Source organism: Nitrosarchaeum sp. AC2 (assembly GCF_013407385.1).
Classification (GTDB): domain Archaea; phylum Thermoproteota; class Nitrososphaeria; order Nitrososphaerales; family Nitrosopumilaceae; genus Nitrosarchaeum; species Nitrosarchaeum koreense.
Genome location: NZ_CP030847.1, coordinates 1,342,078 through 1,354,936, shown reverse-complemented (window position 1 = coordinate 1,354,936; position 12,859 = coordinate 1,342,078). Strand labels below are relative to the sequence as shown.

General features: G+C 33.6%; 13 protein-coding genes. 7 read left to right on the top strand and 6 right to left on the bottom strand.

Annotated features, from left to right (window positions below):
• Positions 1-3: 3 nt before the first annotated feature.
• Positions 4-2,514: a DEAD/DEAH box helicase gene (locus DSQ20_RS08185; protein WP_179365267.1), complete on the bottom strand. Its 2,511-nt coding sequence runs from the start codon at positions 2,512-2,514 to the stop codon at positions 4-6.
• 106 nt (positions 2,515-2,620) lie between these two features.
• On the opposite strand from DSQ20_RS08185, the gene DSQ20_RS08180 reads away from it, so the two are divergent.
• Positions 2,621-3,394: a site-specific DNA-methyltransferase gene (locus DSQ20_RS08180; protein ID WP_179365266.1), complete on the top strand. Its 774-nt coding sequence runs from the start codon at positions 2,621-2,623 to the stop codon at positions 3,392-3,394.
• Here the strand turns inward: DSQ20_RS08180 and DSQ20_RS08175 are convergent, their stop codons facing one another.
• Positions 3,395-3,742 (bottom strand): twin-arginine translocase TatA/TatE family subunit, encoded by a 348-nt coding sequence (locus tag DSQ20_RS08175; RefSeq protein ID WP_179365265.1) that lies wholly within the window; start codon positions 3,740-3,742, stop codon positions 3,395-3,397. It lies immediately after the preceding gene.
• Positions 3,743-3,880: 138 nt separating this feature from the next.
• Between DSQ20_RS08175 and DSQ20_RS08170 the strand changes: the two genes are divergently transcribed.
• On the top strand, positions 3,881-4,195 hold the full coding sequence (locus tag DSQ20_RS08170) for a P-II family nitrogen regulator (RefSeq protein ID WP_179365264.1): 315 nt from the start codon (positions 3,881-3,883) through the stop codon (positions 4,193-4,195).
• A 17-nt stretch (positions 4,196-4,212) separates the two neighbouring features.
• Here the strand turns inward: DSQ20_RS08170 and DSQ20_RS08165 are convergent, their stop codons facing one another.
• From DSQ20_RS08165 to DSQ20_RS08155, 3 genes are read right to left on the bottom strand one after another with little or no spacing between them, the layout of a single operon-like run.
• Positions 4,213-5,373, bottom strand: coding sequence for an MFS transporter (locus DSQ20_RS08165; RefSeq protein WP_179365263.1), 1,161 nt, complete (start codon positions 5,371-5,373; stop codon positions 4,213-4,215).
• A complete protein-coding gene (locus DSQ20_RS08160; RefSeq protein ID WP_007551158.1) occupies positions 5,370-6,059 on the bottom strand; it encodes a class I SAM-dependent methyltransferase in 690 nt (229 codons plus the stop codon). Before DSQ20_RS08160 ends, DSQ20_RS08165 begins: the two co-directional genes overlap by 4 nt.
• A 52-nt stretch (positions 6,060-6,111) precedes the next feature.
• Positions 6,112-6,837: an archaeal proteasome endopeptidase complex subunit alpha gene (locus DSQ20_RS08155; RefSeq protein ID WP_179365262.1), complete on the bottom strand. Its 726-nt coding sequence runs from the start codon at positions 6,835-6,837 to the stop codon at positions 6,112-6,114.
• Between the two features lie 121 nt (positions 6,838-6,958).
• Between DSQ20_RS08155 and DSQ20_RS08150 the strand changes: the two genes are divergently transcribed.
• Together DSQ20_RS08150 and DSQ20_RS08145 are read left to right on the top strand one after the other, a co-directional pair.
• Positions 6,959-7,345 carry a winged helix-turn-helix domain-containing protein gene (locus DSQ20_RS08150; RefSeq protein WP_179365261.1) on the top strand — a complete coding sequence of 129 codons (387 nt, stop codon included), beginning with the start codon at positions 6,959-6,961 and terminating at the stop codon, positions 7,343-7,345.
• A gap of 79 nt (positions 7,346-7,424) precedes the next feature.
• Complete coding sequence (locus DSQ20_RS08145; RefSeq protein WP_179365260.1) at positions 7,425-8,699, top strand: Glu/Leu/Phe/Val dehydrogenase; 1,275 nt, start codon at positions 7,425-7,427, stop codon at positions 8,697-8,699.
• Between the two features lie 2 nt (positions 8,700-8,701).
• On the opposite strand, the gene DSQ20_RS08140 is transcribed toward DSQ20_RS08145, so the two are convergent.
• Positions 8,702-9,079: a toprim domain-containing protein gene (locus tag DSQ20_RS08140; RefSeq protein WP_179365259.1), complete on the bottom strand. Its 378-nt coding sequence runs from the start codon at positions 9,077-9,079 to the stop codon at positions 8,702-8,704.
• 49 nt (positions 9,080-9,128) lie between these two features.
• Between DSQ20_RS08140 and DSQ20_RS08135 the strand changes: the two genes are divergently transcribed.
• The 3 genes from DSQ20_RS08135 to DSQ20_RS08125 are packed head-to-tail and all read left to right on the top strand — an operon-like array spanning position 9,129 to position 12,770.
• On the top strand, positions 9,129-9,812 hold the full coding sequence (locus DSQ20_RS08135) for a type 1 glutamine amidotransferase (protein WP_179365258.1): 684 nt from the start codon (positions 9,129-9,131) through the stop codon (positions 9,810-9,812).
• 42 nt (positions 9,813-9,854) lie between these two features.
• Positions 9,855-11,972 (top strand): 3-hydroxypropionate--CoA ligase, encoded by a 2,118-nt coding sequence (locus DSQ20_RS08130; RefSeq protein WP_179365257.1) that lies wholly within the window; start codon positions 9,855-9,857, stop codon positions 11,970-11,972.
• A 36-nt stretch (positions 11,973-12,008) separates the two neighbouring features.
• The gene (locus DSQ20_RS08125; protein WP_007551148.1) at positions 12,009-12,770 is read left to right on the top strand and encodes an enoyl-CoA hydratase/isomerase family protein; all 762 of its coding nucleotides are present in this window, start codon (positions 12,009-12,011) and stop codon (positions 12,768-12,770) included.
• The last annotated feature ends 89 nt before the right edge of the window (positions 12,771-12,859 follow it).

Genomic DNA, 12,859 nt, shown 5'->3' with positions numbered 1-12,859 from the left:
ATTTTAGACTAGTGGTTTGTCTCCTTCTGTCGGTTCTTCTAGTTTAGTTTCTTCACCCTTGTTGATTCTTTGAAGAATTTCTAATGCAGAATATTTGTGAAGATATTCATTGTTATTTCCACATCTATAAGAGAATGTACAGCGTGGACAACCTGCCTCACTTTGACATGGACACTCTTTTACAATGAACATACTTCGCTCAAGTGCTTTTTCAAATCTATCAAATAGTGCCTTACTTGCTCCATTTCCACCAATTGCTCCATCATAGATGAAAATCAAGCCTGAAGTCCCCAAAGATATGCCTCCTAAATCTTGAGATACTCCTCCAGTTATCATGTTACTGCCTTCAATTACAACATGTTCTGTTGCATGATATCCACTTGCTTCAGTGTATTCTTCATCTTCAGCTTTTTTGATTTGGTCTATAGGTCTTGGAGCATGAAACACAATTCCTTTTGTGATAAAATCATATTCTAAAGGTGAATCTAGTAAGACTTTTTGTCCTTGAGTGATCTCTTGTCCCAATTCTATGTTGACATAACCATAGACTTTTTTTTGAATATGTAATTTGCAGAATGCAACTTCTATTCCATATGCTTTTCTTGTCTCAAAAACCGTTTCAATTGTTGGCCATTCTTCTGTTAATGCTTTGGTATAATACGGATAATCTCTTGAAATTCTTTCTAGCTTTGCAAAATTTCTTTGAGGATATCCGCATTCTTTTACTCTGTATCTGATACCCGCAAGAAAGTAGATTGCATCTTTATGAAGTTCTTCTAATGCAATTGGAAGTACTCTGTCTCCAACCTTCTTTTCATTTAGGAAAATATCTAGCGATTTTCCAATTCCTCTTATGCTGTAATCATTTAACAAAGAGGAGATCTTGTCAAAATTTGGTATAATTCTGTTATTGTAAATCATTAGATTTTCATTTTCTATATGTTGTTTGATAATTCCTTCATGTTCTTTTAATTCGTGTTTTGAAATTGGTCTGTCACATGCCATTGCCAATACTTGAAACTCTTCTACAAATGGATTCTTTGGATCAATGTATGTTTTTTCAATATCTTCAAAATAATCATCTGGATGATTCTTGTAATATTGTGAAATTGGATCATTGCCAAGTGCTAAAAATGCATATCCTCGCTGTCCTTTTCGTGCTGCTCTGCCAATTCTTTGAATCAGTCTATTTACTGGAATTGTAGATGAAATCACACAATCCACGTTTCCGACATCAATTCCAAGTTCAAGCGTAGGTGTGCATGAAATAGCCTGGAGTTTATCGCTCTTGAACTCTTGTTCGACTGATTTTCTATAATTTGCCATTAGGCCCGCCCTGTGAACTTTGATGTTGATTTTTTGTTTTTTTGCTTGAATTGCCAAGAGTTCTGAATTAAGATGTGAGTTATTGAATACCATTGTTTTATGGTTTTTTTCAGTCATCTTCTTTGTCAAATCAATCATTAGAGATCTTTGAGTTCTAAGTGATGGAAACAACATCACAAAATCTGTCTGTCCTTTTTTGCCAGAACCCTGAATTATTTTCATCTTCACTCCAAACAATTGCTCGCAAAAATTTTTAGCATCTTCTAGAGTTGCAGATGCCGCAACGAATTGTATTTTATTACTACAAATTCTTTTCAGTCTTTTAATTATGTAATGGACATTTGAGCCAAAAATTCCTGAGTACACATGTGTCTCATCCACCACTAATACTTTGATAGTTGAAAGCAAAGATGAAAATCTTGTTTGATGCCAAAGATGGTAATGTATTACATCAAAATTTGTAACAAGTATGTGTGGCGGACTCTCTAGAATTTCTCTTCGCTCTATTTGTTCAGTATCTCCATCAAAAACTTTTACTTTGATGCCAATTTTTTCTGCAAACTTTAAGATTTTTGGATATTGATCCCTTGAAAGAGCTTTTGTAGGGTAAACAAATACCGCAAAAACACCTTTTACATTGTTTGCTTCTTTTTTTATTTTTTGAATTACTGGAATCAAAAATGCTTCTGTCTTTCCAGATGCTGTAGGTGCTTCAATGATTACATTTTCTCCAAATGAAACCTCTTGAATTGCCTCTTCTTGAAATTTGTAAAACTGATTAATTCCAATCTCTTTTAGGTGGTTGCTTATTGATTCATCTAGTCCCATATCTTCTACGTCAATGCCCATTTTAGGCTCGGGATTAGTCAGAACTTTGTACTGTGAAATAAAATCTCTTTTTGAAAAAAGAATATCTTCTGTAGTCTTGTCTGGATTGTTTTTTCCAATCATCTCCTTGATCTCTTTTTTGTCCCTGATGATTCCTTCATTTTTTAGACCTTCTGAAATTCCTTTTTTTGTAACTAACCCCTCATCAAATCTTGAAAGAAATTCTAAAAATACCTCATCAATGTTTTTTGAAAATTCAAGTAAATCCTCCATTCCGCAACTACATGAGATGTGAATTTTTTTGTTGAATGTTTTTTGTATCTCTAAATTGGATTTACAATTTGGACAGGAAAATTTCAAGTTAAACTTGATTTAATCTACTCAAGATTTATTGGTTGACTGTTAATATTGGCAAAAACAGTATTTCACGACATTATTAAACGAGGATACCGCCTTGATTTTAAAAATGAAGAAAATTGAGATTAACAAAATTTACAATATGAATTGTATTGAAGGTATGGGCTTAATCCCTAAAAATAAAATTGATTTGATTATTACTGATCCTCCATTTGCTATTAATTTTAAGGCCACCAAGGCAAATTATAATCGAACTTCTTCTAGAGTGATGCAAGGTTATAACGAAATAAAGTCTGTCGATTATTATGATTTTACATATAATTGGATGAAAGAAGCATTTCGAATTCTTAAAGATACAGGAAGCATGTATGTTTTTTCTGGATGGAATAATCTCAAAGATATTCTAAAGGCATTAGACGATGTAGGTTTTATCACCGTTAACCATATTATTTGGAAATATCAATTTGGTGTTGTAACCAAAAGAAAATTTGTTACTTCCCATTATCATTGTCTTTACGTTTGCAAAAATGATAAACAGAGAAAATTTTATCCATTTTCTAGATTTAAAAAAGATTCTAAAACCAAAGAAGGACGAAGTCTGCATTATAGGGACAAAGAAGATGTGTGGGAAATTAAACGTGAATATTGGACAGGTGATGAAAAAACACCCACTAAATTACCTGCTAAATTAATTGAAAAACTACTGGATTATTCTAGTGAGAAAAAAGATATTGTATTTGATCCATTTTTAGGGTCAGGACAAGTTGCAGTAGTTAGCAAATCATTGAATAGACAATATCTTGGATTTGAAATTGTCCCCGAATATTATAAATTTGCAAAAAAAAGACTAGATAAAAATCTCTATCGAATTAAATCTGAATAATTATATTTTATTTTCTGAACTATCTGTTTTTTTTGGTCCCATTTTATCTGAAATTATTTTTCGAAGTTCGTCGTCTGATTTTTCTTTAGAGTTTATTCCAAGTGATTTTGCAATCATCTCTAGTTTCTGCCTTTCTGTCTCCAACGGTTCTGATGTGTCTAGATTTGTATCTGAAACACTTTTCATCTGACTTTGAACCTCATTTTTTGCTCTGTTAAATTCATTTACAGCTTTTCCTAATTTTCTTGCAGCGCTTGGAAGTTGGTTAGTTCCTAAAATCAATACTAGGGCAACAAAAATTATGATTATCCATTCACTACCCATTATGTTTAATGAATAATCAAACATAAAATAAAATCGGCTTATTTGAAATTAAATGTAATGTTTTTGAAATTTCAAATCTCTATTTTTCACAAATTCATCACTGAAAATCAACTTCGAGAATGTCCCTATTGTTTTAAAAAACAACTATTCTTATGTTAACTAATGAAAAAAATCGAAGTAATTGTTAGACCTGAACTTAAAGACAAAACTGTAGCTGCAATTAAAAAAATTGGCGTTGGAGGTGTAACTGTCTGCCATGTTCAAGGTCAAGGCTCAGATGATCCGCCATTAGTTGGACAATATTTCTCTAAAGATTTGATAATTTGTGTTGTAGATGATCCAAAATTAAATGACATCTTAAATGCTATTGCAAAAGCTGCATGCACAAAAACAAAAGGGGATGGTAAAGTCTTTGTCACTACAGTGGAAGATGCACTTGACATCTGTACACAAAAACGAGGAACCACCTCAATCTAGCTTTTAATTTCAATTATTTAATTAGATATTTTGTATTTTTTTGGTTCCAGTTTATTTCTATGTGTGATAGCTAAAATTGTAATTGCGATTCCGATTATAAAAAATACAATATATGGTGATTGATTTCCAAATGATTGTGCTATAGGTCCTCCTAATGTAGGTCCAATTACCCAACCTATTCCAAAAACTGTTTCGTATGCTCCTATTATTTTTCCTGATATTGTTTTGCTTGTTTTACTAAGAATTATTTCTAGAGTCAATGGGAAAAATATGCTAAATCCAAATCCCATCAATACAAGTGCCACTGCAAACATGATGATCGAATCTGAAACTGCAGAAATTAACAATCCGATAGAAACTGCAATTGTAGCTGCAATCAATGTCTGACTGGTTCTTTTTGAGAACTTGCCTGCTAATGCAAGTGAGATTACTCTTGAAATTCCAAAAGCAAAATACAATAACAAAATATCTGTATCTGACATTCCGCTGTCATTTAAGAATGCTGGATAAATTGATAGAATTATTCCAAAAGAAGAGGTACAAAAAATTAATAGTATTATAACTTCTGGAAATCTTTTCATCTCTTTGATTGATAAAAATGAGAATTTCTCATGATACTTTGTCACACTCTTTCTTGAAATCAAAAGAGAAATAATTATGGCGCTAGCCAAAATAAATGCCGTTATTTGAAATAGAATTCTATATGTGATGTCTAGTCCTTCAAGAAATACCGTACCTAATAATGGGCCTATCATAAATCCCATCACAAAAAACATTGTAAACCATGAGATGTTTCTAACTCTAGTTTTTTCATTGCTTTCATTAGCAATAATGGATTGACATGGAGGCCAAAAAAATGCATGAGCTATTCCTGTCATTACTCTAAATCCCATTATCTCTGGAACTGTTTGTGCTATTGATAGAAGATAGATTGATGCTGAATTGATTGATGCACCTATTGCTAAAATGTAACCATTATTGAATTTGTCAAGAAGAATTCCTACAAATATTGGAATGAACATGTATGGAATGAAATTTGCTAATCCAATAAAACCAAGTTCAGAGTACGATGCTCCGATTATATTTTTTGCAAATACTGGTAATATTGGACCATGTAATCCATATGAGATTCCTATGATTAAACCTGTGAGATTTACAAGTACTAGAGTCTTGTTCATTTGTATGCGGCAACCATTATTGCTCCGCCCATAAGATCTTTCTCAAATTCTACTTTGGAAAATTTTTCAAGCAATAATTTTTCCAATTTTTTGTTTTGTGGCCATCTTTTGTATGTTCCATAAAGAGTACCAAATTTCAAACCTAATCTTCCTCCTGCAATCAATGCTAGTACTGGAAGAATAAATTTGAGATAAAATGAAACTCCAGCTCTAATTATTACTTCATCTGGTTTTCCTAAATCTACAATTACAAATCTACCCTCATTTTTTAGTACTCGGTGAATCTCTGAAATTGCAATTCTCAAATTAATGGCATCTCTTAGAGAATATCCGCATAAAACCGCATCAAATTCTTCATTTTTAAAAGGAATATGTTCAAAAACACCATTCACCAAATCCGGCACATTCTCAAAATGTGTTCCAGTATTTTTTAACATTGGTACAAGAGGATCGTAAAGTGTGATTGAAATTTTTCCATCACATATCTTTAAGGCAGTTTTGGACATGTTTCCAAAACCTGAACCTGCATCAAGAATTTTATTTCCTGGAAATACTCTCCCTGTAATTCCTCTGTTCCTGTGTTCGACATCTTTTCCAAGAGATATGTATGAATTTACTTTATCATAAATTGGTATAATTTCACGAAGTACTTCAATGACTTCTCCCCAATAACTTCCTAATCCCATGTTTATCGTTCTTACAGACTAGTTTGAATAGTTTTCAAATCTAAATCCAAACTTAAGATGTTGGAAATTTAGATGCATTTTTAGAATAATTAAGTAAATCTGTCTCTGATACTTTCTCAAATATTTTTTTCTCAGTAGTGACTTTGGCCATTTTAATGTGATTCAAACTTTCTTTTTGTTCGGCTTTTAGATTAATTGCCGCAATTGCAAGTGCTGCAGCATCGCTTAAGGACATGTTTTCATTGTAATGTTTTTCTAAAAATGCATTAACATCATCAGAACCAGATCCTATTGCAACTGCTGCATATTGGACATAAGTTCCACTAGGATCAGTTACGTAGATTGATTCTCCTTTTTGATCAACTCCGGCAATTATCAGAGCAACTCCGTTAGGCCTTACTCCTGAATACTGTGTAAATTGATGAGACTGATCAGCCAAGTGCTTGGCAACAGTTGCAACCTCTACCGATTCATCATAAGTCATTTTATTGCCTTGTGAAAAAAATCTAGCATTATCAACTTGAACACGTGCATCTGGAATGTATCCTGCAGCTGCTACTCCTATATGATAATCTACTTGAAAAATTTTCTGTGTAACGTTTAATGTTTGTAAGGCTCTTGGTTTCTCCTCAACTGCCATGATTACTCCTTCTTTACTACAAATGCCTATTGCCAGTGTGCCTCTTTTTACGGTCTCAATGGCATATTCGACTTGATAAATTCGCCCATCAGGGGAATACATTGTAGGGGTCATGTCGTACCCACGTGATGCCATCATATTGTATCGATTCCCTTCTTAGTCAATTTAAGGGTAATTGTCATTCGTTAATTTGTAATAGATTTGGATAGGATCTGGAAATAGTGTTTTAAGCAATTTTCTCACATAATACGCAAGGAACATGACAAGTGCACAATTATTAGAATTCAAAGAACTTTTGAGATCTAAAACCAAAACTGAACAAAGAAAAGTCGATAAACAGACAAGTAAATTGTTATTTTATTTATTCACCAGCACTAGAGGTGGATTTACACGATTGAGAATAATTATGCTCTTACTTGAAAAATCCTATAACACACATCAATTAGCACAGGAACTAGATTTGGATTACAAGGCTATTCAGCATCACATGAAAGTACTTGAAAAAAATAACATGATCTTAAAACTTGGCGATAAATATGGCGCAATTTTTCACTTGTCTACATTTTTAGAAGTTAACATCAGTGCGCTTGATATGGCAATAGATAAGCTAGATCAGAAAATAAATCAAAAAAAGGTTTACCTTTAATCAAATCCTATCTGTATGGTATGCGATCTGATACTTTGAACTAAACTTAATATAATATGCTGTTTCAAAATCGATCGTCTTGGTAAGTCTAGATCCATTTGCAAATGCAACAAAGCAAGTAAACGATGCATGCGATGTTCTTGGAATTAAGGATAAAGGTTTACGAGAATATTTAGCAACACCAAATAAAGTTCTTCGAGTAAAAATTCCAGTTCGAATGGATAATGGACAAATTAGAAATTTTATTGGTTTTAGAAGTCAGCATAATAATGATAGAGGTCCATACAAAGGTGGAATTCGATACTTTAACCCTGAAGGTGGAGTTGAGTATATGGAACGTGAAGTCATGGCACTATCTTCTTGGATGACTTGGAAATGTGCAATTGTGGATATTCCATTGGGAGGAGGCAAAGGTGGAATCTATGTTAATCCAAAAACTGAAAAACTAAGTGATGGTGAAATGGAAAGACTCACCAGAGGATTTGCATATAAAATATTTGAAATAATTGGACCAGGTAAAGATATTCCTGCACCAGATGTTTACACAACTGGTCGAGAGATGACTCAGATTATGGATACATTTAGCAAATTAAATGGAAATGTGTATGCTCCTGGTGTTATTACTGGAAAGCTAATTTCGATGGGTGGTTCACTTGCAAGAAACGTTGCAACCGGTTTGGGTGTTGCATATTGTGTGAGAGAAGCAGCAAAAGCAATCAAGCTTAATTTGAAAGGTGCTAAAGTTGTTTTACAAGGGTTTGGAAATGCGTCTACGTTTGCTGGAGAATATTTAGAAAAGATGGGTGCCAAAGTAATTGGTGCAAGTGATTCTAAAGGTTCAATCTCAATTCCAAATGGAGCAAAGGTCAGCAAGTTACTTGAATTTAAAGAAAAGAATAAGACTGTAGTTGGATTCCCTGGTAGCAAGAAAATTTCAACTGAGGAATTATTAACAACAAAATGTGATGTTCTAGTTCCAGGCGCATTAGAGAATCAAATCAATGCAAAAATTGCAAATAATCTCAAATGTAAAATTATTGCAGAAGCTGCAAACGGTCCAACATTACCTGAAGCAGATCCTATAATTTTCAAAAAGAATATTCTAGTAATTCCAGATATTTTGGCAAACTCTGGTGGTGTATGCATTTCATACTTGGAATGGGTTCAAAACAACATGGGATACTATTGGTCTTTTGATGAAGTTGCAAACAAGATGGAAGGTAATATCACAAAAGGTTTCAAAGATGCACATGCATTAGCAAAAAAGCATAAAATTGACATGAGACGAGCTACTATGGCTTTAGCAGTAGGTAGAGTTGTGGAAGCCTTTAATCAAAAAGGCATTTGGCCATAATCTTAGACTAGATACGATTCGTAACATACTAACTGTTCAACAAATCTTATTTTTCCCTTGGTGATTGTTGTAAGCTTTCTTTTAAATGAAAGATCAATTTTGATTCTACGTTCTAAAAGATGAATTGTTTTTTCTGTAAGGTGTCTGCCTTTTCGATCTCGGTCAAATAAAATTATTAATTTTTCATAACGGGCTACAGAATCTGCAAAATTTACAACTCCTCCAAATTTATGAAACTCGATTATTTTGCCAGAAAATCCTATATTTTTTAACGCGGTAGCGTCATTTTTTCCTTCTACTACGACAACACTATCTTTCATTAAATTTAGTTGAAATACAAATTTTTTAAGATCTTGAATTTCTTGTTCTGTAACAAGCACAATATCATGCTTGCTTTAACATATTAATCGCTTTTGCTAAAAAATAATTATGTCTGATGTTTTGATTGTTCACAATACCAGAATTGAAGGTTCAGGGTATTTGGGTGAACTTTTACAAAAAGACGGGTTTCTTATTGATTCTGTAAATGCAAAACATGAAAAACTTCCAGAAAAAAATTATTCACTTGTAGTGATACTTGGTGCTCCTGAAAGTGCTAACGATAACTTTGATTATCTAAAAGCAGAACAACGACTAATTAAAAAAACTGTAGAGAGTGACACTCCGCTACTTGGAATTTGTTTGGGTTCGCAATTGATTGCAAAAACTTTTGGTGGAAAAGTTTATCCTGGTCCACAAAAAGAAATTGGATTTTACAATGATTTGAGAATTGATAATGATTCTAAATTATTTTCTGGATTTACAAATCCGTTTACTGTGTTTCATTGGCATGGCGATACTTTTGATTTACCTGAAAAAGCAATTAGATTGGCTCATTCTAAAAATTATCCTAATCAAGCTTTTCAAATTGGCAGTGCAGTTGGATTGCAATTCCATATGGAAGTTAATGAGGAAATGATTAATCTTTGGCTTGCTAAGACTCAGGAAAAACTAGAACTGATTCCATACATCGATCCTAAGAAAATCCGTTCTGATATTGATGAAAATATTTCAATTGTCAAAAATAATATGGATAATTTTTACACTAATTTCAAATCATTGTTTCATCTTTGACCAAAGTTTAATATACAGAGTTTTTGTTTTATCGATCTAACTATGAATTCTGTGACAAAAGTTTTCGAGGAAGTCATTCAAACAAGTCATAAAGTTATCACAGAAGAATCATCAAAATCTATACTCAAAACATACGGTGTCAAAGTTCCTCCTTTTGCACTTGTTACCACTGCTGAAGATGCAGCCAAACAAGCAAAAAAGATTGGATTTCCTCTTGTTATGAAAGTTGTATCTCCACAAATTTTACACAAAACTGATGTTGGTGGTGTCAAAGTTGGACTAGATAATGTCAATGATGTCAAAAAAACATTCAAGGACATGTATGGTAGACTATCTAAAAAGAAAGGAGTAGAAGTTAAAGGAATTCTTCTTGAAAAGATGGTTCCAAAAGGTGTTGAACTAATTGTTGGTATTCAAAATGATCCTCAGTTTGGTCCTGTAATTATGGTTGGACTAGGTGGCATTATGACTGAAGTCATGAAGGACGTTGCATTCCGCATGTTACCTATTACAACTTCAGATGCAAAATCTATGATTAATGAACTCAAAGGTTCAGCACTACTCAAAGGATTCAGAGGAAGTGAACCAATTGATACAAACATGGTTGCAAATATGCTTGTACAAATCGGAAAACTAGGAGTAGATAATGCTGATTACATCAACAGCATTGATTTCAACCCTGTAATTGTTTATCCTAAATCTCATTTTGTAGTTGATGCAAAAATTATTTTAAATAAAGAAATTAGAAAGAATTCAATCTCAAAAGCTAAACCAAACATCGAATCCATGGAGTCATTTTTTACTCCAGAATCTGTTGCACTGGTAGGTGCATCTTCTACACCTGGAAAGATTGGCAATTCAGTATTGATTGCACTTGGTAAACAAGATTACAAAGGTAAAGTATTTCCAATTAATCCTAAACAAGAATCAATTCTTGGACTCAAGTGTTATCCAACACTAGATGCAATTACTGAAAAGGTTGACTTGGTTGTTGTTTGTATTGATCTTGCAGAATGTGGACCTATTATGGAGACATGTGCAAAGAAAGGAATTCATAATGTTGTAATTGTTTCTGGTGGAGGCAAAGAGCTTGGTGGTGACAGAGCCACAATGGAAGCTCGAGTAAAAGAATTATCTCTAGAACACAAAATTCGTGTAATTGGTCCAAACTGTATTGGAATGTTTAATGCTGCAAATCGTCTTGATTGTGCATTCCAAGGACAAGAGAGAATGGTCCGTTCAAAATTAGGAAATGTTGCATTTTTCTCACAAAGTGGAACTATGGGAATTAGTATGCTGGAAAGTGCTGATGTATTTGGATTATCTAAAATGATTAGTTTTGGTAATCGTTCTGATGTTGATGAAGCAGATATGATTTGGTATGCTGCAAATGATCCTCAAACCAAAGTAATTGGCTTATATGTTGAAGGATTTGGTGATGGTAGAAAATTCATCAATACTGCTAAACGTGTGATGAAAGAGACAAAGAAACCTATCGTAATTTGGAAGAGTGGAAGAACTGCAGCAGGCGCAAAACAAGCTGCATCACATACTGGTTCTCTTGGCGGTTCCAATGCAATCATTATGGGATCATTCAAGCAAGCAGGAATAATTTCAGTTGATAGCTATCAAGAACTTGTTGGAGTCTTAAAGGCACTAGCATGGCAACCTCCTGCAAAAGGAAATCGTGTTGCCATGACAAGTAATGGTGCAGGTCCAATGATTGGTGGAATTGATCAATTAGAAAGACTAGGTCTTACTATTGGAAAGTTATCTCCACCATTACTCAAAAAGATGAAGGAACGTTTCCCACCAACTGTCCCGATTCATAATGGTAATCCCGCAGATGTTGGTGGCGGTGCAAACGCAGATGATTACAAGTTTGTCATTCAACAATTTCTTGACGAAAAGAATATCGATATTGCTATGCCTTGGTTTGTTTTCCAAGATGATCCACTAGAAGAAACAATAGTTGAACATCTAGCTGAATTATCAAATAAAAAAATAAAACCAATTTTAGCTGGAGGTAATGGGGGTCCATATACCGAGAAAATGAGAAAACTAATTGAAGCAAATAAGGTTCCTGTTTATGGTGATCTTCGCACTTGGGTTGCAGCTGCATCGGCATTAGCTCAATGGGGCAAAGTACTCGGAAAATAGAGAACATTTAAGTTTCACATATCTTGGAAAATTAACATGTCATTAGTTACCACATCAACTTCTAATGGTATTTGTACTGTCAAAATTAACAGACCTGACAAACTTAATGCCATGAATAGTGATGTTGCAAAAGAACTCATCAAAACTTTTGAAAACCTGGACAAAGATGATAATGTCAAAGTGATCATCTTAACTGGTGAAGGAGAAAAAGCATTCTCTGCTGGTGCAGATATTGAATACATGTCAAAAATATCTCCAGATGAATCAGTTGCATATGCAAAAACAGGACAACTTGTAACAGCTACAGTTGAACTTGTAAAACAACCGACAATTGCAGCCATCAACGGTTTTGCACTTGGTGGTGGTTGTGAACTTGCAATGTCATGTGATATTAGAATTGCAGCAGACACAGCAAGACTTGGTCAACCTGAAGTTACAATTGGAATTCCTCCTGGATGGGGTGGAACTCAAAGATTGATGAGAATTGTAGGAATAGCAAAGGCAAAAGAACTAGTCTATACAGGTAAAATGATCAAAGCAGATGAAGCAAAGGAAATTGGTTTAGTAAATCAAGTAGTACCACTTGCTTCACTTCAAGAAGAAGCTTTGAAAATGGCGCAACAAATTGCTGCCAATTCTGTAATGGGAGTTCAAATGTCAAAGGTTGCTATTAACAAAGGAAGAAATGCAGATCTTGATACTGGACTTGCAGTAGAACTACTTGCTTGGAGAAATTGTTTTACTCATCCTGATAGAGAAGAACGCATGACAGCTTTTGTAAATAAATCTAAAAAATAAGCTATACCTAACTTCTTTTCTTATTTTATTGAATTACTAGTAGGCTCAGGGTGAAAAGCTTATTATAATTTGAATCATCAATTGTATCA

What these genes read in the sequence shown, in the direction of transcription:
- DSQ20_RS08130 (WP_179365257.1), top strand. Translation starts at nt 9,855, where the DNA reads ATGAATTCTGTGACAAAAGTTTTCGAGGAAGTCATTCAAACAAGTCAT.
- DSQ20_RS08155 (WP_179365262.1), bottom strand. Translation starts at nt 6,837, where the DNA reads ATGATGGCATCACGTGGGTACGACATGACCCCTACAATGTATTCCCCT.
- DSQ20_RS08160 (WP_007551158.1), bottom strand. Translation starts at nt 6,059, where the DNA reads ATGGGATTAGGAAGTTATTGGGGAGAAGTCATTGAAGTACTTCGTGAA.
- DSQ20_RS08135 (WP_179365258.1), top strand. Translation starts at nt 9,129, where the DNA reads ATGTCTGATGTTTTGATTGTTCACAATACCAGAATTGAAGGTTCAGGG.
- DSQ20_RS08170 (WP_179365264.1), top strand. Translation starts at nt 3,881, where the DNA reads ATGAAAAAAATCGAAGTAATTGTTAGACCTGAACTTAAAGACAAAACT.
- DSQ20_RS08180 (WP_179365266.1), top strand. Translation starts at nt 2,621, where the DNA reads ATGAAGAAAATTGAGATTAACAAAATTTACAATATGAATTGTATTGAA.
- DSQ20_RS08150 (WP_179365261.1), top strand. Translation starts at nt 6,959, where the DNA reads ATGACAAGTGCACAATTATTAGAATTCAAAGAACTTTTGAGATCTAAA.
- DSQ20_RS08125 (WP_007551148.1), top strand. Translation starts at nt 12,009, where the DNA reads ATGTCATTAGTTACCACATCAACTTCTAATGGTATTTGTACTGTCAAA.
- DSQ20_RS08175 (WP_179365265.1), bottom strand. Translation starts at nt 3,742, where the DNA reads ATGTTTGATTATTCATTAAACATAATGGGTAGTGAATGGATAATCATA.
- DSQ20_RS08165 (WP_179365263.1), bottom strand. Translation starts at nt 5,373, where the DNA reads ATGAACAAGACTCTAGTACTTGTAAATCTCACAGGTTTAATCATAGGA.